Consider the following 24,022-nt stretch of genomic DNA (forward strand, 5'->3'; position numbering starts at 1 on the left):
TTTTACTCTAATAGATAATTACTCAATTCGTTATGTCATAGTTGATTTTGACTAGATTTCACGCAGATTTTTTTATACTATGTAAAAAGGGGGTTAGGGAGAAACTAAAAATGGCTGAAATAATAAGAAAATCTAAACAAATAAGAAGGTTTGGAAGTACTTAAGGCAGTAAACTAAGCATTATTGTCTCTAAAGGAAGATAATACACTAGATGTTATTGTTCGTGATGGACAAGTCTCATTGGAAAAGACTTTAACAATCAAATCAGAAAATGTTTTTAATCGATTTTCTGATGATATAGACTTTTTTATGAATAAGCATGATCAAACATTTAGAAAATTGGTTGAGAAATAAGAAAGTATTTGATAGTAGAAGGAGTAATTACAATAAATTATGTATTAATTAAGCGTTATAATCTACTTGATATTATTTGCTAGAACATAAATAACTACAATTTAAGGGCTAACTTATAGTAGTTTTTGATCCTTTTGATGACGTATGGTCAAAATAAAGAACCTAGTTTTTTTTTTTTTCAATTATTATGCTGTTACTATTGATTAGTGGAATATACTTTGCATAAAAAGCAAACTCGTCAAAAGAGCTTATTTTAAACCAAAAAGAAATGTTCAAATGATTTAGAGATCCATAATGAGTATTTAAAATTAGCCGAAAAATATAAAAATAGGCAAGTTAGTCTAGTTCGTTTATCAAGTAATTCATTTTACAATTCAAAAAATCAGTTTATTTTCCCTTCTTCTCACCTAAAATGTTTACATTTAACCAGTGATAGTGTACTATTTAAAGGTATGCATAACATAAATTCATGTATAAAATTAAGTTATTCGGAGGGAAACAAATGTCTGCGAAATGGGAAAAAAAAGGCACCAATGATGGTGTGTTAACTTTTTCAGTTGATCAAACTCTAATTGAAAAAGGCTTGAAACAAGCATTCGATAAAGTCAAAAAAAATCTTAACGTACCAGGATTCCGTAAAGGAAAAGTGTCACGTCAGGTATTCAACCGTATGTACGGCGAAGAAGCATTATATGAAGATGCATTGAACGCAGTTTTACCAGAAGTATATGAAACAGCCGTTAAAGAAGCTGGAATCGATCCTGTAGCTCAACCTAAAATTGATGTTGAAAGCATGAACAAAGGTGAAGATTGGGTTGTAACTGCTGAAGTGACTGTAAAACCTGAAGTTAAATTAGGCGAATATAAAAACTTAACAGTTGAAAAACAAGACCGTGAAGTGACAGACGAAGACGTAGATGCACGCATCCAACGTGAATTAGATGCACAAGCTGAATTAGTAATCAAAGAAGACGAAGCAGCTGTTGAAGGTGACACTGTCGTAATCGATTTTGAAGGATTTAAAGATGGCGAAGCTTTTGAAGGTGGAAAAGGCGAAAACTATTCGCTTGAATTAGGTTCTAACTCTTTCATCCCAGGCTTTGAAGAACAATTAGTTGGCAAAAAAGCTGGCGAAGATGTTGAAGTAAAAGTAACATTCCCAGAAGATTACCAAGCAGAAGATTTAGCTGGTAAAGAAGCTGTCTTCCAAGTGAAAATTCATGAAGTAAAAGCTAAAGAATTACCAACGTTAGATGATGAATTCGCAAAAGACGTTGACGATTCAGTAGAATCATTAGATGAATTGAAAGAAAAATACCGTAAAGAATTAATAGAATCTAAAGAAGCCGCTGCAGCAGAAGCAAAAGACGAAGCAGCTATCCATCAAGCTGTTGAGAATGCAGAAATCGTTGACCTTCCACATGTAATGGTACATGATGAAGTTCACCGTTCAATGGATGAATTCTTAAACAACATGCAACGTCAAGGGATTGCTCCAGATATGTACTATCAATTAACTGGAACAACTGAAGCTGACTTGCACAAACAATTTGAAGCAGAAGCAGAAGTTCGCACGAAGACAAACCTTGTAATCGAAGCGATTGCTAAAGCGGAAGACATTGAAGTATCTCAAGAAGATATGGATAATGAAATCAAAGAATTGTCTGAACAATATAATATGCCGATCGATCAAGTGAAAAAAGTCTTAACAGAAGACATGTTAAAACATGATATCCGTATGAAACGTGCAGTAGAAGTAGTCACTGAAACGGCAACTGAAAAATAAAAATACTTTTAAAAGACAAGCTCTTTGTCAATAAGGACTGGTGAGCTAAATGAAAGTTTAATTATGAATGAATCATTTTTGATTCATCAGTCTTTTGAATTATAGAGCCAAAAGACATTCCTGAGTGATCGGGAATGTCTTTTTTAGGTTCAACCAGTTAAAATCAAATTACTAATGTTTTATCTAGCCATTCAATTAATGACTGATAAACGTGAAGCCCCTCATATTTGGTAACATCACCATCGAAATCATGAGGAAGATTTTCAACTTCTTTATATGTAACATTTGAAAGTTTATTATAAGTCTCGTGTGATATTTCGACAGGCACATCTTGATCTGCAGAGCTGTGAGCTAAAAAAACTGGAGGTAATTTTGTCAGCTCTTCATCTGAAAGGCTAAATATTTCTTTTTCGTCAGGGTTAGTAACGAGATAACTCAACCAATTACCAAATTGTCGTCCGGATAAATAAAGTGAGAACCGTTCATTAATAGAAATTTCCGCAATTGGGTTAGGTTTAATCAATGCTTGAGCAGTGAGCGGTGCTATTTTAGGGAATTGGTTGTAATAACTACTAGGCTGACTGAAAGCTGGATTCCTCAAGTCATAATACCCATAAAAAACTATCAGACCTTTTTGCTCAGTCATTAGATAACGAGCAGATAATAAATAAGTAAGAAAACCACCTGCTGAACGTCCAAACAAAAAATAATCAGGTTTTTCTAATCCTAATTTTTTTTTATAATTTTTCAAAAACCAGTCAATTGCTTCTTTTAAACAATTAAAAATAGTTGGAAGTTTGACTTCAGGTGCTAGAGGATAATCAATAGTCAATAAATTATACCCACTCTCTACTAAAAGCTGACAATAGGTCTCAGGTAGATCATCTCGATCTCCATAAAGAAGTCCACCACCATGAAAATAAAGGAGTGTAGCTTTAGTAGAAAAGTTTTCTTCATTGAAGTAAAAAGTCATAGTTAAATCTAAATTGGCCAACTTACTATAGAGAAATTTTTTTTTAATCATCAACAGTCCTCCTTGAATTTTAAGTAACAATAGTTAGCTTTGTATTGTTCAGCATCTAGTTAATGGATGGAAGTACGTTTTAAAGTAAAAGTACAAAGTCTTTGTTTAGCCCTGACAGTAAAATAGAAAAATATAAGCTATAGATTTTGGTCATAGGAGTATTTTATCATTTTTCTATGTAGTTTGGCATGCAAATCCAGAAAATTTCACTAACTTATTTCCATTTTAACCTAAATGATCCCAGTATTTATGTTTAATGCGCACAAAGATAGGAGTTAATTTGTGAAATATGGATAGTGTATGAAAACTGGCAACCGCTTACAATGGTTATGATAATAAAAGAGGGAGATGTATCAAATGGACTTAAAAAAAGTTTTACAAGAAAATATCGATCACTTATCAAGCATTGGCAATGATCCGACCGGCGGAATGACGCGTTTATTATATTCTGATTCTTGGTTGGAAGCGCAAAAATCTGTAAAAGAAAAATTAGAAGCAATCGGCATGACGGCTTCATTTGATGAGATCGGTAACCTCTTTGGTAGAGTAGAAGGAACTGAACATCCAGAAGAAACAATTCTATCAGGTTCTCATATCGACACAGTTGTTAACGGTGGGAACTTAGATGGCCAATTTGGCGTTATTGCAGCATATGTTGCAATCCAGTATTTACTAGAAACACACGGCAAACCCAAACGTTCATTAGAAGTTATCTCGATGGCTGAAGAAGAAGGTAGCCGTTTCCCAACAGTATTTTGGGGGAGCAAAAATTTTGTTGGTGAATCGAAAAAAGCAGATGTTATTGAAATCGCTGACTTTGAAGGTTTGAAATTTGTTGAAGAAATGCAGCGTCATGGTTTTGACTTTAGAGATGAAAGTAAAGCGGCTAGAGATGACATCAAAGCGTTTGTAGAAATTCATATCGAACAAGGAACAGTTCTTGAAAAAGAGCAATTACAAATTGGCGTGGTTAACAACATCGCAGGTCAAAGACGTTATACAATTGTATTGAAAGGCGAAGCAAACCATGCCGGGACAACGCCGATGGGCTATCGTAAGGATGCGGTTTACGGATTTGCTAAAATTTGTTCACAAGCCATCGATCGTGCGTTAGAAGTAGGCGATCCATTAGTTTTGACGTTTGGTAAAGTTGAACCTAAACCAAATACAGTAAACGTTGTTCCAGGAGAAGTCTTGTTTACAATGGATTGCCGTCATACGGATAGTGGAGAACTTCATACCTTTACGCAAGAAATTGAGCAGATGATGAAAGATATCGCAGCTGAACATGGCTTAGAAATCAATATTGACTTGTGGATGGATGAAGCGCCTGTACCTATGAATGAAGAAATCGTAACAGCAATTGAAACGGCAGCTATTAATGAAAATATGAAATACAAAGTAATGCATAGCGGAGCAGGTCATGATTCTCAAATCATTGCACCTAATTTTCCAACAGCGATGATCTTTGTACCAAGTATTAATGGTATTAGCCATAATCCGGCAGAAGCCACTGATATCGAAGACTTAGTCAATGGTGTCAAAGTATTAGCTAGCACGTTATATGAATTAGCTTATAAATAAAAGAAAGTAGGAGAAATAGAAATGGGTTATAAAAATAATCAAACAGGTTATCTAGATGGATTATTATCATCTAGAGCTGTGATCAAAAAAAATAATTATGCGTTGATCCCACATGACGGGTTAGTAAATAATGTAATTCCTGGTTTTGAAAACTGTGATTGTTCAATTTTAGGTTCAAAACAATTAGGAGCAAATTTTGTAGATTACATTATTACAATGCACAAAGGTGGTAAAAATCAACGTGGTTTTGGTGGAGAAGGTATTGAGACGATCGTTTATGTAATCGATGGTGTTTTAAACGTTAATGATGGTACAGAAACACATAAATTAATAAAAGGTGGCTATGCTTATTTACCGGCCAGCACGTTGATGTATCTAGAAAATGGTCAAGATACTGATACAGAAATTTTCTTATACAAAAAACGCTATCAACCTTTAGAAGGCTATGAAGCGCATAAAGTAGTCGGCAACGTAAATGACATGGAACCCATCGAATATGAAGGCATGAAAGATGTTTTGTTATGGGACTTCTTACCGAAAGATTTAGGTTTTGATATGAACTTTCATATCCTTTCATTTGAACCAGGAGCAAGTCATGGCTATATCGAAACACACTATCAAGAACACGGTGCATACTTACTTTCTGGACAAGGCATGTATAATTTAGATAACGAATGGATGCCCGTCGAAAAAGGGGATTACATTTTCATGAGTTCATACGTACAACAAGCAGCATACGCTGTAGGACGTGATGAACCTTTAATGTATGTTTATTCAAAAGATTGCAACCGTGATCCAGAAATTTAATGAAGAGGAAGTTTAAGAATGAATGAAACTGTTGTAGTGAAACCAGAAGAATTGCATGATTTGATCGAAAAAAAATTAACAACAGCTGGATTAAAACCAGAACATGCAGATGAAGTGGCGACACATTTGGTATTTGCGGATGCATGTGGCATCCACTCGCATGGTGCAGTGAGAGTAGAATATTATGCAGAACAAATCGATAAAGGCGGCGTGACGCTTGATCCAACAATTGAATTTGAGGAAACGGGACCAAGTTCAGGAATTGTTCACGGTAAAAATGGTGCTGGGCAATTCGTTGCTGATGTAGGCCTTAGTTACGCCATTGATATGGCAAAAAAATCAGGTGTTGCTGCAGTTGGCATATCAAAAATAAGTCATAGTGGTGCGTTATCTTATTACGTAAAAAAAGCAGCTCAACAAGATTTGATCGCCATTGCAATGTGCCAATCAGATCCGATGGTTGTACCATTTGGTGGAAAAGAAAACTATTTTGGAACAAACCCAATTGCATTTGCTGCTCCTAGAAAAGGTCACGAACCAGTTGTGTTTGATATGGCTACAACAGTTCAAGCTTGGGGGAAAGTATTAGATGCCCGTTCTAAAAACAAAGAAATTCCTGATACTTGGGCAGTTGATAAAGAGGGGAAACCTACAACTGATCCTCATAGAGTAAATGGATTATTACCAATTGCAGGTCCCAAAGGTTATGGTTTGATGATGATGGTGGACATCTTATCGGGTATGCTTTTAGGGTTACCATTTGGCAAGCACGTTTCTTCTATGTATGACGATATAAGCAAAGGACGTAACGTTGGACAAATGTATATTTTGATCGATCCAAAACGTTTCACTGATTTAGATATGTTCAAAGAATCAGTAGATGGCATGGTAAAAGAACTGCATGAAATTCCAGCGGCAGACGGATTTGAGCAAGTCTATTATCCAGGAGAAATCAATCAAATCAATTATGAAAAATCATTGACTGATGGAATCGACATTGTCAAAGATATTTATGATTATTTAAAGAGTGATACACTTCATTTTGATCGATACGAAAATACAAATGCGTTTGGAGAGAAAAAATAAAGTTGTTTTGAAACTAACTAAAAGAATAGCAAAGCGGAATGATGTTACTAATATAATAAGGAGGTGCTCTACAATGAGAGTGAAAAAATCAGAGTTACATCAGTTGATTAAAAATAAAATACAAAAAGCTGGTTTGTCAGAGGAACATGCAGGAATCGTAAGTGATGTTTTAACATTTGCTGATGCAAGAGGAATACATTCCCACGGTGCAATGCGTGTGGAATATTATTCAGAAAGAATCGCGAAAGGTGGCATTACAAACAATCCTACTTTTTCTTTTAAGCAAACAGCGCCAAGTTGCGGTATGTTTGAAGGCGATAATGGTTCAGGTTTTGTTGCGGCAGAAAAAGCGATGGATCTAGCCATTGAAATGGCTAAGAAAAATGGTGTAGCAGTTGTTGGTGTACGTAATATCTCTCATAGTGGAGCGCTTGCCTATTATGTAGAAAGAGCGGCTGAAAAAGATATGGTCGCCCTGTCTGTTTGTCAATCTGATCCAATGGTCGTACCATTTGGTGGAAGTGAACCCTACTTTGGGACAAATCCGATTGCCTTTGCTGCACCAAGTAACGATGATCGTGTTATCACGTTTGATATGGCAACAACCGTTCAGGCGTGGGGGAAAATACTGCATGCTCGTTCTAAAAAAGAAGCGATACCAGATTCATGGGCAGTTGATGCAAAAGGAAATCCTACAACAGATTCGACAGCTGTTAATGCTTTGCTGCCGATTGCAGGTCCTAAGGGTTATGGTTTGATGATGATGGTAGACATTCTATCTGGTATTTTACTAGGCGTACCCTTTGGCGAACATGTGTCTTCCATGTATCATGATTTATCGAAAGGACGTGAACTAGGACAACTTCATATTGTGATTAATCCAGACTTTTTTATTGGTTTAGATGTGTTCAAAAAGAATATCTCGACAATGTTGGATGAGCTAAAAGAAATTAGTCCTAGCCCTGGTTTCACAGAAGTCAATTACCCTGGAGAACGGGGACGTGCACGTGAAAAAAATTATGAAGAAAATGGAATTGAAATTGTGGATGATATTTATGAGTATCTGATCAGTGATGACATTCATTATGATCGTTATGATCATAAAAATAAGTTTGCGGAATAATTTTTTTGCAAACTAAATTATCTAGTTAAGCGTAACGTTGTTTCATATATTTTAAGGAGGAATTTCAATGCTGCACACAATAATTAAAACAAATAGCTATCAAGATTCAATCGTATTGATGCTATTAACAAACAAATTAAATACAATCGATGGCGTTCATAATGTTTCTGTAATGATGGGAACCCCTGCAAATAAAGATATTTTCAAAACAGGTGGTTTATACACAGATGAGTTAGAAAAAGCTTCTTCTAACGATATGGTGATTGTATTAGATATTGAAGATGACTCATTGATTGATCAAGTATTGACAGAAATCGATGTATTTTTGGAAGAGCAAACAAAAGGTGGCGGCGATGCAACTGGGGAAGAGGTCGTAAAAACTTGGGATAAAGCGTTTGAACTTGGCAAAGATGCTGGCGTAGTTGTTTTCTCTATTCCAGGAACGCATGCAGCACTTGAAATGGAAAAAGCTCTAGATGAAGGGAAACATGTTTTTTGTTTTAGTGATAATGTTTCGATTGAAGATGAAAAACGATTAAAAGAAAAAGCACATGAGGCAGGTCTTTTATTAATGGGTCCTGACTGTGGTACTGGCATCATCAATGGTATTCCTGTAGCCTTCACAAATGCTGTTCGTAAAGGGAAAATCGGTGTTGTTGGCGCGTCTGGGACAGGTATTCAAGAAGTCACTACAATTATCCACAAATTAGGTGGTGGCGTGACAAATGCAATCGGTACTGGTGGACGTGACTTAAAAGCTGAAATTGGCGGGATTACACTAAAAGACAGTATTATGACATTAGAGAAAGATCCTAATACAGAAGTGGTTGTTGTTATTTCAAAACCACCTGCACCAGAAGTTCGTGATGAAGTATTAAATCTTTTGAGAAGTATTTCAAAACCTGCTGTAACGATTTTCCTAGGTGAAAAACCAACCTCTCATGAAGAAAATCTTTATCGTGCGTATACTTTAGAAGAAGCTGCACAAACGGCTGTTCAATTATTGAATAAAGAAAATGTTCAAGCAGTGAAAGAAACATTGACTGTTCCAGCTCATTCTTTCAAACCTGAACAAAAATTTGTTAAAGGTTTGTACTCTGGCGGAACTCTTGCGTATGAAGCAGCGATGTTAATTAAAGAAGGTTTAGCTTTAACCGGTGACGAACACGCACCAGAAGGCTTTATCTTAAAAAATAAAGGGCATGAAATCATCGATTTAGGGGATGATGTTTACACTCAAGGAAAACCGCATCCTATGATTGATCCAACAAAGCGTAAAGAAATGCTAGAAGAAGCGGGCAGAGATTCTGAAACAGCAATTGTCCTTTTGGATGTTGTATTAGGTTATGGTTCTCATGCCAATATGGCGCAGGAATTAGCGCCAACAATCAAAGAAATCAAAGCACAAGCGGCCTCTGATGGCAGAGAATTGTTTGTAATCAGCACGATTGTAGGAACAGATGAAGATCCTCAAAATATCCATGAGCAAGAAACAATCATGAAAGATGCGGGTGTGATCATTTGCGATAGTAACGCGCAAGCAGTTCGCTTAGCATTAGCTATTTTAGATCATCCATTGACTCAAACTGATAAAGAAATCGAATCGACACCAGCAGTGACTCCAGTTGCAATCGAACCAACGGAAGCAATGTTGGCCTTATTGACAAATCAAGGATTTATCAATGTCGGTTTACGTAGTTTCTCTGAAGCGATCATCAATCATGGTGGTAAAGTGGTTCAGTATGATTGGCAACCTGTTGCAGGCGGAAATATCACGTTGCAAAAAGCATTACAGTTCTTAAATAAAGTAGCATTAGCTAAATAAATTATCCAGCTTACTGAGCTAGCTCCTCAGAAAAAAGATAAAAATAGATTGTGGTAAAAAGCATCACATTCTATTTTTCCTATTTTTCAGTCGGAGCTGATCAAGCTCATTCAGCTTTTAACGGAGGAAAATCAAAATGTCATATAAAACAATCGATGAAGCAAACCAAGCGGTAGCAGCAAAAATCGTTGCTGGTTCTCCTTTCTTATTAGATGTAGTCCCAGCAAAAACAGTAATCCCAGAATTAAACGAAGGGAAAGTCCTATTACATGCAGGACCTCCGATTACTTATGATAAAATGGTTGATCCAATCCAAGGAGCATGTGTCGGTGCGGCACTATTTGAAGAATGGTGTGAAACCGAAGAAGAAGCAAGAAAAATGTTAGAATCTGGCGAAGTAAAATTAATCCCCTGTCATCATGTAAATGCCGTTGGACCAATGGGTGGAATTACTTCAGGGAACATGGCGGTCTTAGTTGTTGAAAACAAAACAGACGGCAATCTCGCTTTCTGTACGATGAACGAAGGTATTGGTGCAGTATTACGTTTTGGTGCGTATTCTGATGAAGTAATCAATCGTTTAAGATGGATGAGAGACACTTTAGCTCCTGTTTTAAGTGCAGCCTTGAAAACGAAAGAAGACGGCTTAAATATCAATGTATTAGTTGCTAAAGCAATTGCTATGGGAGATGAATTCCACCAACGTAATATTGCTGCTTCATTAGCATTCTTAAAAGAAATGGCGCCAATCATTGTTGGATTAACTGAAATCGATCAAACAAAACGTGAAGAAGTGGTTCAATTCTTAGCAGATACAGATCAATTTTTCTTAAACATTATGATGGCTTCAGCGAAAGCTGTTATGGATGGGGCAAGACAAATTCAAGAAGGAACAATCGTAACTGCAATGTGTAGAAATGGTCATGAATTTGGTATCCGTATTGCTGGAATGGGTGATGAATGGTTCACAGGTCCTGTTAACACACCTCAAGGATTATATTTCTCAGGGTTTAGTGAAGCAGATGCAGCGCCTGATATGGGAGATAGTGCCATCACTGAGACTTTTGGCGTCGGTGGTATGGCAATGATCGCAGCACCAGCAGTAACTCGTTTTGTTGGTTCAGGCGGTTTCTATGATGCGTTGAATACAAGTAATGAAATGACAGAAATTTGTATTGACACTAACCCTAATTTCCCAGTTCCAACTTGGGACTTTAAAGGGATTTGTCTAGGAATTGATGCGAGAAAAGTGGTAGAAACAGGAATCCTTCCTGTGATCAATACAGGGATCGCAAATAAAAAGGCAGGCTTAGGTCAAATCGGAGCAGGTACAGTAACGCCGCCGATCGATTGCTTTGAAAAAGCCGTTTTAGCTTATGCAAAAAAATTAGGTTTTACAGAATAAAAGGTGATAATAGTGTTTGTTAATGCTTGTTTTATGGATCAGTTTCTTTTGTTTGATGAGTTCGAAGAACAAAAATGGCGTGTTCACAGTAAATATAAGAATAGTTTCAATATTCAAGGCGAAAAGGAGCAACAGTTAGTGGTCGTGACGACCACTAACTATCCTTTTATGCCAAATGGTATATACTTGGAGGCCAATGATTTTACTCAATTATTATCAACAATTGAAATTGGTGAATGGATTAATTGGGAACAAAAGTGTTTGCATTTTTCTAAAAATCATCTGTTACTGACGCATGGAAAACAGTATTCATCTGTCTTTGAGGAAACAGGAGATATAGTGGAAACCAGTCGAAAAAGACTATTTGTATATGCAAATTCAGTTGTAAAAGAAACTGGGAGTAAACATACGTTGTATCGATTTTTAGAGGAAATGCATCCCTTTAAAGACGCCATTGACAACTTATGTTTTGAGAATCAGTCACAACAAAAAGCAGGACTTGATTTTCTTTTAGGCAGAGGATTGGGGTTAACTCCTTCTGGTGACGATATGATTGTCGGGCATCTTGCAGCAAGACGGCTATTGAATCAAGAAAGTTCTATACTAACCAATTTACTACTTACTGAACTGTCAGCAGAACAATCTGTGACAACGGATATCAGCAAGCACTATTTGTTATGCGCAATATCGGATCGTTTTAGTGAACCGGTTCTTAAATTAATTGAAGCATTAATGACAAACAGTAGCGAAGAAAACATTGAAAAAATAGTTAAGAGAGTCATTTCAGTTGGACACACATCTGGTGTTGATTTATTGGCAGGCTTAATGACTACAATCAAATTACTGAGCACTAAATGAAGGAGGATTTTTATGGCAAATCGTGTCGTGATCGCATTGGGAGGCAATGCAATTTTAAAACCAAACCAAGAAGCAACACTTGAGGTACAGCTAGATAATGTTAAAGTTAGCGCAGATCTAGTTGCAAAAATAGAAGAAATTGATTATGAAATCGTTTTAACTCATGGGAATGGCCCTCAAGTCGGAAATATTCTAAGACAAAATGAAGAAGCAAAAGATGTAGTTCCACCATTTCCTTTGGATGTGTGTAATGCTGAATCTCAAGGCTTTATTGGGTACATGTTAGAACAAAGTTTAAAAAATTCATTGGAGACAAAAGGGTTGACGAGTAATGTTATTACGTTATTAACTCAAACGGAAGTTTCTGCTGAAGACGAAGCGTTCACTAAACCAAACAAACCAATCGGGATTTTTTATACAGAAGAAGAAGCAAAAAAAATGGAGCAAGAAAAAAATTGGGTGATGATGGAAGATGCTGGACGTGGTTACCGTCGCGTTGTACCTTCTCCGCAACCAAAAGCGATCCATGGCGTAGACTCGATCGTTAATTTATTAAGCCGCAATACGATCGTTATTGCAGGCGGTGGTGGCGGAATTCCTATCGTTCGTGATCAAAATGGACTACTAAAAGGAATTGAAGCAGTAATTGATAAAGATCGTACAGGTAAAAAATTAGCAGAACAAGTGGATGCCAATGTCTTCATGATGTTGACGGATGTAAGCAACGTATATATTAATTACGGTAAAGAAAACCAAGAAAAATTAGAAACAATTTCTGTAAAACAAGCACAACAATATATGGATGAAGGTCATTTTGCTGATGGCAGCATGGGACCTAAAATGGAAGCTGCTATTGGGTTTGCAGCACAAGGGAAAACAGCGATTATTTGTTCTTTAGAAGAAGCTGACCAAGCTTTACTGGGCAGAGCAGGGACAAGAATTGTAGGATAAAAAAATAAAAATAGAAGCTGAAAGAAACGATTTACTTTCAACTTCTATTTTTATTATTGATGCTGGTTTGAGCGTTCTGATAACTCTAAAGCTAGACGTAAATTCAAGCTATTTGAGGGATCTTGAATATTTTTTCCGAGTAACTTAGCACAATGATCAATTCTGTATTTAATCGTATTACGATGTAAGTAAAGTTCTTTAGCAGTTTTTGAAATTTCACATTGAAAACTTAAATAACATTTTAGTGTTTTACGAAGTTCGATAAATGAGTCTTCAACGGGATAGGCAAGCTCTTTTAGCGTCGATTCACAGAAATAATGAATGTCTTCCAGGCTCATTTTTTCGAATAAGCTTTTCATTCCTTTAGGATGATAGCGATGAGTAAGTGTGTTAGTAGTCATTGTCAGCATTTCTTCATAGGCAGTTTTTGCTTCGATGAAGGAGCTTGCGATTTGTTCGATCGTTTCATACAAATTTCCCAAGGCAAATGTTAAAGTGATCGGAAGTTTTTCAGATAATTCCAAAGATAGATCACTTAAAATTCTTTCTAAATCATCTACTCTGCTTTGAATTAAAATAGCTAAATGATTCGTATTTTTCACTTTGAAAATACTAATATGTTTGATTCTTGTTGGTAAAGTTTCCGATAACCATTGATAAGCAACATCACTTTCTTCTTGTTGATATTTGATTTTTGTTGAAGTGGTTGTAGTTTGGTTGCAAACTGCATAGACAACTTGATACTGTGTGCTTTTTTTTAATCCATAGTTTGCACCTAGGTCAAGCCAATCGCGTCTTGATTGATGAGGTGTTTGCTGATATTCGATTAACTGACCTAAAAAATCGCTTTTGAGAAAATCTAAAGATTCTTGAATCTTTTGATTTTTATACAACATAAATGACAAGACTAAACAGGCTTGTTCTACTGCAAATTCTGACATTGGATAAGGAACTTGCTGCGGATTTAAAATCAACAAGTAATGAGGGAAGTAGCTATTCACAGTTACTGAAAAACCTGCAATCTGCAATAGCTCTTGATTTAAATCTTCGATCATAAATGATGCATGACTATCTTCATTCCAATTAGTGTATTTATTAAAGAGTTGTTCAACATAATACTCAGCGGGTTTTGACGTCTGAGTGAAGTGTTTTGAATGAGCGATTACTTTGCGATAAGGGCTTAATAAAATCACAGGAGTGTTAATCATTTTACCAAAATCAGCGACAAAGCGAGCGATGCTCACATCATGAATCAATAAATCAGAAAATCGCTTTTGGATGTCTAAGGCGTAACTTAGTTGCTCTGTTTTAGTATCCCATAAGTAATTTAAAAGTTGGTGCAACAAAGCGCCCAGCGGTTGAGTACTAGGCACTTGAACAATTGGAAAATTAATTTTATTTGCATAAGCGACAACTTCAGGATCAATCGCTTCAATAAACCGTCCAACTTTTATACCGATGCCAGCAGCTTCTTGTTCTTTTAAAGAATCGATCAAAGTGATAAGCTCTTTTTGATTATCCTTATAAACCATAGCTGTAGTTAAAAGAAAAATTTTTTGAGGAATAAAATTTGCCACATCAGGTGTTTCAGAAATCTCGATACTTTCAACAATGGTATTAGCTTTTGTAGGATGTGTTAATAATTTTAAATCGGAAAATCTTGGTATTTTTAATAAATCTTCTAAAGTGGTCAATAGATGTCCTCCTAATTTAAAAGCGAAGCAGACTTGTTCAGACTCGACAGAAAAATAGTGAAAATTGAGGGTGGCATATTTTACCACAAGCATATCTTAACTTTTTCTGCTTCACGATAACGCTTTAATGGGAAATCAGCAACTCATAATATTGCTGTATTTCTTAACATATCTACATTCTAAATGATAGCGCGTGCAGATTCAAGAATGTTTTGTACATAATAACCGAATATTCAATTTTTTTATTCAAAAGTGACAATGACTTTTTTTGATATAAAGGTAGGATAAAATTAAAACAGAAAAGAGGAATTAGTTATGTTTTCAGAAATCTCGGTACCAAGTAGAACAATCATGACACCTGGTCCAGTTGAGGCTCATCCAGTAGCGTTAAGAGCGATGTCTGCTTCTATTTTAGGTCAATTTGATCCAGCTTTTTTACAAATTATGGATGAAGTAAAAGAAATGATTAAGATTCCTTTTGGTACAAAAAATGAGCAAGCGTTTGCAATTGATGGAACATCTCGTTCAGGACTGGAAGCGGCTTTGATTGCATTGATTGAACCAGGAGATAAAGTATTGATTCCAGTATATGGTCGTTTTGCATATCTTTTAGGAGAGATTTGTGAGCGTGCTAAAGCAGAGATTCATTATCTTGAAAAAGAATGGGATGCCCCTTTTGAACAAGAAACAATCATTGAGGAAATCAAAAAAGTTCAACCGAAAATTGTTGCTATGGTACATGGTGAAACAGCGAATGGACAAATGCAGTCAATGGAAAAAATTGGTCAACACTGTAAAGAAAATAATATTTTCTTTGTTGTCGATATGGTTGCAACCTATGGCGGTGTACCTCTTGAAGTAGATGCTTGGGGAGTTGATATTGCAATTGCAGGAACACAAAAATGTGTGAGCGTTCCTTCAGGTTTGTCATTAATCACGTACAATGATCGAGTGGAAAAAGTTCTTACGAGTCGTTATCAAAAAGAATTAGGATTAAGTAAAGATATCCGCAATGACAATCATATTAGTAGTAATTATCTTGATTTAAGCCAGTTACAGCGTTATTGGAGTGAGGAGCGAATTAATCATCACACCGAAGCGACAAGCATGATTTACGGGCTACATGAAGGTCTTAGAATGATGATCAACGAAGGCATGGACAATGTTTATGCCCGACATGCTCAAAATGATCAAGCAATTGTTGCTGGTATAAAAGCGATGGGCTTAGGTTTTTATGGTGAATTGACGACTAAAATGCCAACAGTTACACCGATCATGATTCCTAAAGGTATTGATGGCGAAGCAGTTCGTGCGCTGATGCTGGATGAGTTTGGTGTAGAAATTGCTTCATCTTTTGGTGCGCTTCAAGGCAAAGTATGGCGTATTGGAAATATGGGATACAGCAGTAGAAAATCTAATGTTCTTCACGTGTTATCTGCTTTAGAGGGTGCCCTTAATTACTATGGAGCGTCTATTAATAAAGGTGAGGCTGTAAAAGCAGCATTATCAATCTATAAAAAATAGAAAAATTAGAAGATGTTTGTGTGAAAGAACAAGTGATTGTTCGTATTGCACAAACATTTTAACAAGTTTGTGAAAAATTATGATGCATGAAAGTTTGCTACCGCTTACAATTGAAACGAATAAGAAGTTATTTGTTTAGATGTTTGAAATGAAAATTGCACAAACATTTTTGTTATCATACGTTTAAAAAATAACATATGGAGGAAAAGACATGGATGCAAAAAGTAAGGGTTCAGGAATGGATTATTGGAAAAAAATTGTTATTTTGTTATGTGCTGGTTGGGTAACGATATGGGTATATCGTTCAGCCTTGTCACCGGCATATCCGCAGATCAATGAGTCACTTGGCGGAAATATCACTGATACAGCACTGGGTTTTATTTCTACTTGTTACTTTTTTGGATATGTAGCAATGCAGATTCCAGCAGGTTTCTTAGTAGATAAAATTGGAAAGAAAAAAGTATTGATTCCAGGATTTATCGTTTTTGGACTAGCTGCTTTATTGATTTCTCAAGCAACGAACATTCAAATGATTTACGTTGGTAGTGTTTTAGCAGGTTTAGGATGTGGCTCTTTTTATGGTTCAGCATATTCGCTAACTTCTCAAAATATTCCACGAGAAAAAAGAAGTTTCTCGACGGCCATTGTAAATAGTGGATCCGCTGTGGGTTCTGGTTTAGGCTTGATTTTATCTAGTTTCTTAGTTGTTCAATTACAATTTCCATGGCAAACAATGATGTACATTTCTGTAGCATTGATTGCTGTGATGTTAGTGGCATTTGTTGCAATTATTCGTAATAATAAAGAAGATGCTGAATTTTTAGCGCAATCTGAGGCGGCAGAGGCAGCTGAAGCAGCGGCTGCTGCACCAGAAGCTCCAGTTGTTGAAAAAGAACATGTGTCAATCAAAAAATTATTTTCACCAAAAATGTTATTTGCTTATATTTTATATTTTGCTACTTGTTATGCATATTATATGACGGTTACTTGGTTGCCGAACTTTTTGGGAACTGAACGTGGATTTGAAGGGGCAGCGATTGGTTTTTCTGCATCTCTTGTTGCGTTTGCATCGATCCCAGGCGCTTTGTTCTTCAGCCGTTTAGCTGATAAATTTATGCACAAAAAAGTCCAGTTTATCGTTATCTTGGAATTTTTGGCAGCTGCGATGTTATTATTGACTGTACAAGCAACAAGCTCAACATTATTATTAATTGGCTTGATTTTATATGGATTTTTAGGAAAACTAGCTGTAGAGCCGATAATTATTTCTTGGCTTGGGGAAAATGCACCAAAAGTCGGTATTGGTACAACATTAGGCGTATTTAACTTCTTCGGAATGATGTCGTCAGTTATCGCACCGACATTGACGGGTTCAATCTCTGATGCCACTGGTTCTAAAGAAATGGGTTTTTATATTTCAGTTATTTTATTAGTAGTTGGAACGGCGCTATTCTTACTAGCGAACTTAAACAAAAAGAAAGCAACTGCTGAATAAGTATTTGTAATTATATGAAAGAGATAATGATGTGTTTATCTTCTGAGACGAAATATAGTTGATAGAAAATAAACACATCATATTTTTATATAGAAGTAGTACATAAAATAATATATATTTGGAATTTTAGTGAATGTAATCGCTTAAAAAAAGGGGGCGAAATAGTGGAAAACCAAGATTATCAAATCACTGAAGAGGAACTTCAATGTTATCGAGAACGTGGCTATAATGAAGATTTACTTCCAAAACCGTTGTCTAAAAGAATGATGGGAAAACTGAACTATTTTACGCTGTGGATGGGCTCGGTGCATAATATTCCCAATTATGCAGCAGTAGGAGGTTTTTTATTTCTAGGACTTTCTCCGATCAACATTATGTTGGCTTTAGTGATGAGTGCATTAGCAGTTGCTTTGTTCATGACATTCAATGGTCGAGCAGGATCAAAATACGGCATTCCTTTTGCGATTCACTTGCGTTCAACTTATGGTGATATTGGTGCGAAACTGCCAGGGTTTCTTAGAGGATGTGTAGCAGCGATTGCTTGGTTTGGGTTGCAAAATTATACTGGATCATTAGCGTTGTTAATTTTGCTTGGTAAAATTTGGCCGGGATTTTTGACACTTGGCGGAGATACAAAGATCTTGGGAATTTCTATTCCAGGATTGATCGCATTTACGATTTTTTGGACAGTGAATGTCTTGATTGGCTTTGGTGGAGGAAAGATTCTTAATAAATTCACCGCTATTTTGAGTCCGTTGATTTATATTGTTTTTGGTGGAATGGCTATTTGGGCGATTGGAGCTGCAGGTGGTTTAGGACCGATTTTATCTTATGATGTTTCCGGGGCAGCACATAACCTTTCGCCAGTGTTTGTCTATTTTATGATTATTAATTCAGTTTTGGCAGTTTGGGCAGCGCCTGGTGCAAGCGTTTCGGATTTTACTCAAAATGCAAAGTCAACGAAAGCTCAGACGGTTGGTCAGACAGCCAGCTTTTTAATTGGTTATGGAATATTTGCCTTTTCAAGTGTTGTAATTTTAATTGGTGGTTCTATTCGCTATGGAATACAAGAATGGAATATTTTAAACATCGTTGATCGTTGGGATAATTCGTTTGCAATTATTATTGCGATGCTAGTATTCTTATTAACAACAGTTTCTACAAATGCAACGGGAAATATTATTCCAGCTGCTTATCAGTTATGCGCATTATTTCCTAAAAAGATCGATTATAAAAAAGGTGTTCTACTTGCCAGCGTCATCAGTTTTCTAATTATGCCATGGAAATTAATGGAAAATGCAGCTAGTATCTTTATTTTCTTGAATACGATTGGTGCGGTCTTAGGACCTGTTGCAGGAACGATGATCGCCAATTACTATTTCGTTCAGAGACAAAAAATCGACTTGAATCAGTTGTATATGGATCAACAAATAGATAACAGTCATAATATTTATAAAGGTTTAAATAAACCAGCATACGTTGCTACAGTTGTGGCATTGGTTATTTGTTTAAGTGGTAATTTTATTCCTGCTTTAAAAGTATTTTCTGATATTTCTTGGATTTCTGGTTTTGTATCTGCTTTTGTTTTATATTTAACATTAAGAAAATTCTTTGATAAGAAAAAAATTTGTCCAAAGTGAAGTGTTGCTAATCTATACGAGGAGGAAAGCAAATGAGTTATGATTTATTGATCAAAAACGGTTTAGTTATTCTAGAGTCGGGAGAGGTTAAGACGGATGTCGCTGTAAAGGGTGGAGTGATCGTGGCAGTTGGCAGTGACCTTGGTGAAGCAGCTAAAGTTATTGATGCAGAAGGTTTGGTTGTTAGTCCTGGTATGGTAGATGCTCATGTCCATATTACTGATCCTGGCGGAGGTTATCGCGATCAATGGGAAGGGTATATCACAGGCACCGCTTCATGTGCTAAAGGCGGAGTTACATCATTTATGGAAATGCCTTTAAATCAAGTGCCAGCAACGGTCGACGGTGAATCGTTGGAAATAAAATATAGTGCTGGAAAAGGTAAACTAAAATCAGATGTTGGTTCATTTGGAGGTTTAGTGCCATTTAATCTTACAGGCGGTATTCAAGAGTTAAATGATGGCGGAGTTGCAGCGTATAAATGTTTTATGGCGACTTGTGGAGATCGTAGCATCGATGGGGATTTTATGAATGTCGATGATTATTCACTTTACGAAGGAATGAATCAAGTTGCTAAAACTGGTAAAGTTCTAGCAATTCATGCAGAAAATGCTGCAATTACAGATAAATTAGGAGAAATTGCCTATAAAAATGGAGAAACAACATTGAAAGCTTATGTTGCAAGTCGTCCAGTGTTCACTGAAGTTGAACCTATTCGCAGAGCGATTTTGTTTGCCAAAGAAACAGGCTGTCGCATCCATATTTGTCATATTGCTTGTCCAGAAGGTGTAGATGAAGTAACAAAGGCAAGAAGAGCTGGTGTTGATGTAACGTGTGAAACCTGTACTCATTATCTTTATTTTGATACAGATGAATTAGATCAAATTGGTCCAGTGGTAAAATGTTCTCCGCCGATTCGTGATAAAGAAAATCAAAAGGGGATGTGGGAAAAAGTATTATCAGGAGAAATTGACTTTGTGACTTCTGACCATTCACCATGTACACCTGATTTAAAAGATAAAGACAATGCGTTTGAAGCATGGGGCGGAATCTCTGGGGTTCAAAATAATGTTGATGTTCTCTTTGATGAAGGCGTTCAAAAACGTGGGATGTCATTGAAACAATTCGCGGCTATTATTGCTGCTAATCCTGCTGATCGTTACGATTTAGATCAAAAAGGCCGAATCAGTATTGGGAAAGATGCTGACTTTGTTTTGATTAAACCAAATGCTCCTTATACATTAAAAGCTGAAGATTTGGAATATCGCAATAAGATCAGTCCATATATTGGTCGTGAAATCGGTGCTCAAGTTGTCCAAACTATTTTAAGAGGTCACGTGATTTATACGAAAGAAGATGGAGTTTCAACTGATTTTGTTGGTGCCTTTATCAAGAAATAACTAAGCTAATAGAATAATAGGGAGATCAGACATGGAAATAGTTATTTTTATTGTCTGATCTTTCTTATTTTTATGATAAAGAATAGAAAAACGACTCGTTTAGTGATTTAACATAATAAAGGAGAACGTGAACGATGGATGAACAAAAAAGTCTGACTGGACGAACGCCATATTGGAAACAGATTATTTATGTATTAACGATTGGGTGGATCGTTATTTGGATCTATCGAACCGTTTTAACACCTGTTTATCCAATCATTAGTGATTATTTTGGCGGAGTAACGGATGCTCAACTTGGTAATATTTCCAGTTCTTATTTTTTAGGCTATGTCTGTATGCAAATACCTTCAGGACTGTTAGTAGATAAATTAGGAAAAAAACAAATTCTGATTCCCGGCTTTTTATTATTCGGTCTAGGCACGTTGATTGTCGGATTAGCGCAAGATATCGGTATTGTTTTTATTGGTAGTGTTTTAGCAGGTCTAGGTTGCGGAACCTATTATGGAGTTGCTTATTCATTGACTGCCGAATATGTACCGGTGTCTAAAAGAAGCTTATCAACAGCAATTATCAATAGCGGAACAGCAATAGGCAGTGGTTTAGGTCTGATTTCTTCTAGTTATTTAGTTGGAACAAGAGTGCTACCTTGGCAAGCATTAATTTTTGCTACGACTGTACTAATCTTGTTATCAGTGGTTATGTTTTTACACTTCATTCGATTGGAAAAGCCAAAAAAGCGGATTAATATGCAATCTGAAATTGAAAAACAAACTTCGATTAAATCACTTTTTAAGCCTCGAATGATTTCGGCCTATATCTTATATTTTTCAACATTGTACACGTATTATTTGATTGATACGTGGTTACCTAATTTTTTAGAAACTGAAAAGGGATTTTCTGGCACTTCAGTAGGGCTAGCTTCTTCATTAGTGTTTTTTACTGCAATACCAGGTGCACTTATTTTTAGTCGGATTGCAGATGATTTTCCTGAGAAAAAAGTTCAATTGATTATTTCACTTGAAATACTAGCCGCTAGTGTGTTGTTTATCACTGTGACAACTACGAATCAAACGATCTTAGTGATTGGGATTATGGCTTATGGATTTTTAGGGAAATTAGCTGTTGAACCGATCATTATTTCTTGGTTAGGAGAATCTGCTCCCAGAGGAAGCGTGGCAACAATGTATGGTGTATTTAATTTTTTTGGTATGTCGTCTTCAGTTATTGTACCGTCGTTAACTGGGAAAATTTCTGATCTCACTGGTTCTAAGCTTTATGCATTTTATTTAGCGATTCTAATTATAGGGATCGGAACTTTTCTGTTTTATTTCATCAATCGCTTTATTGGAGATAAGGATAAACGCACATATTGATAGACGCGTACAAAAAACGTCTTATTTCTTTTCATCATTGAAAGAAAGAGATGTTTTTTGCAGTTCAAAAGCAACTTTACAACGCCAGAAGTATATTAGATGAAGTCTGTCTTGATTTTCGTTATACTTATCTAAAGGAATGAGGTGGGCAAATGAAAAAGACTGAGAAAATATATATGGTAATCGCTCGGACTGATATTTCTTTAGAAGAGTTGAAGCTGGATATTTTTAACTGGTTAAGCTTTTTACGAATTTTGACAACACCTGAAAGCTATCGTTTTGGTGATGAAGAAACGCAGATATTTGACTTACAAACAATTATTCATCAGATTCAACAGCTGACTGAAGAAGAGAATTTATGGATCAAGGTGAGTAGCCAAGGTGGCGAATTTCAACTCCATATTTCTAAGTTAAATCTTCATGAACGGACGATTTTAGATGGAGCTGTTTTTCTAGCGAATCAAGCGATGGTTGAAAATTATTGCGAAACTCGAATGGTTAGAAATGGCATCTATGGGTATATTCGTTCATTAGATGAATATTTATATAATAACGTTGAGAATATTGAAAAAAGAACATTTGAAACGAATAGCGAAATCGAAAAATTGCCCAAACGTTATAATAATGAAAAAGTAATAATCGTTGATTGTAATCAATTTTCTGGCTATGATATTTATTTTAAAGGGTTGTGTTTGACGTCATGTTGGAAAATGTATTATTCAAGTCTATACTATCAAATCATTCCTAAACCAGTTTTCTTGGAAGTACAGCAAGTTCAATCTATAGAAGAAATGAATAATCAAGTGATCCAGGTGACATTATTCAAGGATCCGTTTAATTGGGATTTGTCTGTTAATCAAAAGTATCAGCGTTTGTTTAGAGATCAGATGGGGTATGATCAATTGACTTGGAATAATGGGACAGGCGTTTTACGTGAGCCGTATATTGAATATGCTTTTGCTGAAGAAGTTACACAAACTGTTCAATACCAAAATAGTTATTATCAACCAGTTGAAAAGAAAAAAGCAACATATTTTGTCACTAGAAGTTATGATATGCTACATCAAAAATATGTGGTAAGCCGAAAGAAAGGAATATTAAATGCTCAGGCTTATTTTCCGTGGATCGATGAGAAAAGCCGCAAGATGATGAATTATCGTGTGTTAAATCCAGAAATGGCAATTGATGATGGACTTTCAGCGTATGAATTTTATATACGGCAATTCTTAGAAATAGATGTTTTGGATAAAAAATATGATGATTTTGTCTCTGTTTTACGTTTTTATTTACCAAAAGAAGCCATAAAAAGAATTCCTTTAGAAGCATTATGGGATAAATTATTCGATGTAAATATTAGCAATTTGAAACAAAAAGAAGCGTCTACACGTTTTGATTTGAAAAAAGCGAAGAATCATTTGCGCGTTGTATTTTTAGATTTGAGTTATTTAGAGACAAAGAATCAGACAATGGATGTTAGTGAGTAGCTTTTTTTAGAAAATAGAGATTGAGATAAGTGTTTAATTTAGAGAAAAAAGCCAGATCTACCGACTATTCATTTTGGGGTGTGAGATAGAAGCGATTTTTACTTTTGTTTCACGCCCTAAGTACATAGTTTTTTTACATAGAAATTATGGCATTAAGGGAAAGTGAACCAATAACATCTATAGAAGCAGTGTAAGGATAGTTGTCAGAAAAAGCTACTAAACCTTCAATGGATGAAGTATTGACGATCGAGCCACCGCTGTTTTTAATCATTAGTGGAATCATTTCAGTTAAACCGTATGTCAGGCTATTTGTAAATTTACGATCATTTTTGATAAATAGATTCCAATATTATTGACTAAACTATCAATTTTCCCATGGTTACTTATAGTGGCAAAAACTATGCGTTGCTTCCCATTCAGCTTGAGTTATCTCTGAAATAATACAAGAGAGTGTATTTAAACCAACCCCAAGTTGTTACTTCTTTGACAGCTATTAGAGTTGAAATACCATTACTGCTTTGCGCTTCCGCGAGTGATATTACTTTACCTAATAATCTATTCATAAAAAAACGCTATACCTAAAAATACAGAGTCTACTAGTGAAGAAAT

General features: G+C 35.8%; 18 protein-coding genes. 15 read left to right on the forward strand and 3 right to left on the reverse strand.

What is annotated here, in order from left to right; all coding sequences use genetic code 11:
• Nucleotides 1-856 precede the first annotated feature (856 nt).
• Nucleotides 857-2,140, forward strand: coding sequence for a trigger factor (gene tig / locus AC4BBR_RS04480; protein WP_490461360.1), 1,284 nt, complete (start codon nt 857-859; stop codon nt 2,138-2,140).
• A gap of 163 nt (nt 2,141-2,303) precedes the next feature.
• Here tig and AC4BBR_RS04485 read toward each other — a convergent pair whose 3' ends face one another.
• Nucleotides 2,304-3,164 (reverse strand): alpha/beta hydrolase, encoded by an 861-nt coding sequence (locus AC4BBR_RS04485; RefSeq protein WP_490461361.1) that lies wholly within the window; start codon nt 3,162-3,164, stop codon nt 2,304-2,306.
• 357 nt (nt 3,165-3,521) lie between these two features.
• Between AC4BBR_RS04485 and allC the strand changes: the two genes are divergently transcribed.
• The 8 genes from allC to arcC all read left to right on the forward strand — a co-directional run bounded on the left by allC (nt 3,522) and on the right by arcC (nt 12,803).
• Entirely contained in the window at nt 3,522-4,748 is a 1,227-nt protein-coding gene (gene allC, locus AC4BBR_RS04490) for an allantoate deiminase (protein WP_490461362.1), read from the forward strand.
• Between the two features lie 21 nt (nt 4,749-4,769).
• On the forward strand, nt 4,770-5,555 hold the full coding sequence (allE, locus tag AC4BBR_RS04495) for a (S)-ureidoglycine aminohydrolase (protein ID WP_490461363.1): 786 nt from the start codon (nt 4,770-4,772) through the stop codon (nt 5,553-5,555).
• Between the two features lie 18 nt (nt 5,556-5,573).
• Entirely contained in the window at nt 5,574-6,641 is a 1,068-nt protein-coding gene (allD, locus tag AC4BBR_RS04500) for an ureidoglycolate dehydrogenase (protein ID WP_490461364.1), read from the forward strand.
• A 73-nt stretch (nt 6,642-6,714) separates the two neighbouring features.
• A complete protein-coding gene (gene allD, locus AC4BBR_RS04505; protein ID WP_490461365.1) occupies nt 6,715-7,764 on the forward strand; it encodes an ureidoglycolate dehydrogenase in 1,050 nt (349 codons plus the stop codon).
• A 67-nt stretch (nt 7,765-7,831) separates the two neighbouring features.
• Nucleotides 7,832-9,589: an acyl-CoA synthetase FdrA gene (fdrA, locus tag AC4BBR_RS04510; protein WP_490461366.1), complete on the forward strand. Its 1,758-nt coding sequence runs from the start codon at nt 7,832-7,834 to the stop codon at nt 9,587-9,589.
• A gap of 136 nt (nt 9,590-9,725) precedes the next feature.
• Nucleotides 9,726-10,994, forward strand: a complete 1,269-nt coding sequence (locus AC4BBR_RS04515; RefSeq protein WP_490461367.1) for a YlbE family protein — start codon at nt 9,726-9,728, stop codon at nt 10,992-10,994.
• A 48-nt stretch (nt 10,995-11,042) separates the two neighbouring features.
• Complete coding sequence (locus AC4BBR_RS04520; RefSeq protein ID WP_490461368.1) at nt 11,043-11,852, forward strand: oxamate carbamoyltransferase subunit AllH family protein; 810 nt, start codon at nt 11,043-11,045, stop codon at nt 11,850-11,852.
• A gap of 12 nt (nt 11,853-11,864) precedes the next feature.
• Nucleotides 11,865-12,803, forward strand: coding sequence for a carbamate kinase (gene arcC, locus AC4BBR_RS04525; protein ID WP_490461369.1), 939 nt, complete (start codon nt 11,865-11,867; stop codon nt 12,801-12,803).
• Between the two features lie 53 nt (nt 12,804-12,856).
• Here the strand turns inward: arcC and AC4BBR_RS04530 are convergent, their stop codons facing one another.
• A complete protein-coding gene (locus AC4BBR_RS04530) occupies nt 12,857-14,497 on the reverse strand; it encodes a PucR family transcriptional regulator (protein ID WP_490461370.1) in 1,641 nt (546 codons plus the stop codon).
• A 315-nt stretch (nt 14,498-14,812) separates the two neighbouring features.
• Between AC4BBR_RS04530 and AC4BBR_RS04535 the strand changes: the two genes are divergently transcribed.
• The 6 genes from AC4BBR_RS04535 (at nt 14,813) to AC4BBR_RS04560 (ending at nt 23,413) form a co-directional block, all read left to right on the forward strand.
• On the forward strand, nt 14,813-16,021 hold the full coding sequence (locus AC4BBR_RS04535) for a pyridoxal-phosphate-dependent aminotransferase family protein (protein WP_490461371.1): 1,209 nt from the start codon (nt 14,813-14,815) through the stop codon (nt 16,019-16,021).
• A 211-nt stretch (nt 16,022-16,232) separates the two neighbouring features.
• Nucleotides 16,233-17,516, forward strand: a complete 1,284-nt coding sequence (locus tag AC4BBR_RS04540) for an MFS transporter (protein WP_490461372.1) — start codon at nt 16,233-16,235, stop codon at nt 17,514-17,516.
• A 164-nt stretch (nt 17,517-17,680) separates the two neighbouring features.
• A complete protein-coding gene (gene allW / locus AC4BBR_RS04545) occupies nt 17,681-19,156 on the forward strand; it encodes an allantoin permease (protein WP_490461373.1) in 1,476 nt (491 codons plus the stop codon).
• Nucleotides 19,157-19,188: 32 nt separating this feature from the next.
• Entirely contained in the window at nt 19,189-20,556 is a 1,368-nt protein-coding gene (gene allB, locus AC4BBR_RS04550; RefSeq protein ID WP_490461374.1) for an allantoinase AllB, read from the forward strand.
• Nucleotides 20,557-20,690: 134 nt separating this feature from the next.
• Nucleotides 20,691-21,929 carry an MFS transporter gene (locus AC4BBR_RS04555; RefSeq protein WP_490461375.1) on the forward strand — a complete coding sequence of 413 codons (1,239 nt, stop codon included), beginning with the start codon at nt 20,691-20,693 and terminating at the stop codon, nt 21,927-21,929.
• Between the two features lie 152 nt (nt 21,930-22,081).
• Nucleotides 22,082-23,413: a hypothetical protein gene (locus AC4BBR_RS04560; protein WP_490461376.1), complete on the forward strand. Its 1,332-nt coding sequence runs from the start codon at nt 22,082-22,084 to the stop codon at nt 23,411-23,413.
• Between the two features lie 133 nt (nt 23,414-23,546).
• Here the strand turns inward: AC4BBR_RS04560 and AC4BBR_RS04565 are convergent, their stop codons facing one another.
• Nucleotides 23,547-23,696 (reverse strand): hypothetical protein, encoded by a 150-nt coding sequence (locus AC4BBR_RS04565; RefSeq protein WP_490461377.1) that lies wholly within the window; start codon nt 23,694-23,696, stop codon nt 23,547-23,549.
• Nucleotides 23,697-24,022: the final 326 nt, after the last annotated feature.

This window comes from Enterococcus sp. AMC1251, assembly GCF_058216535.1.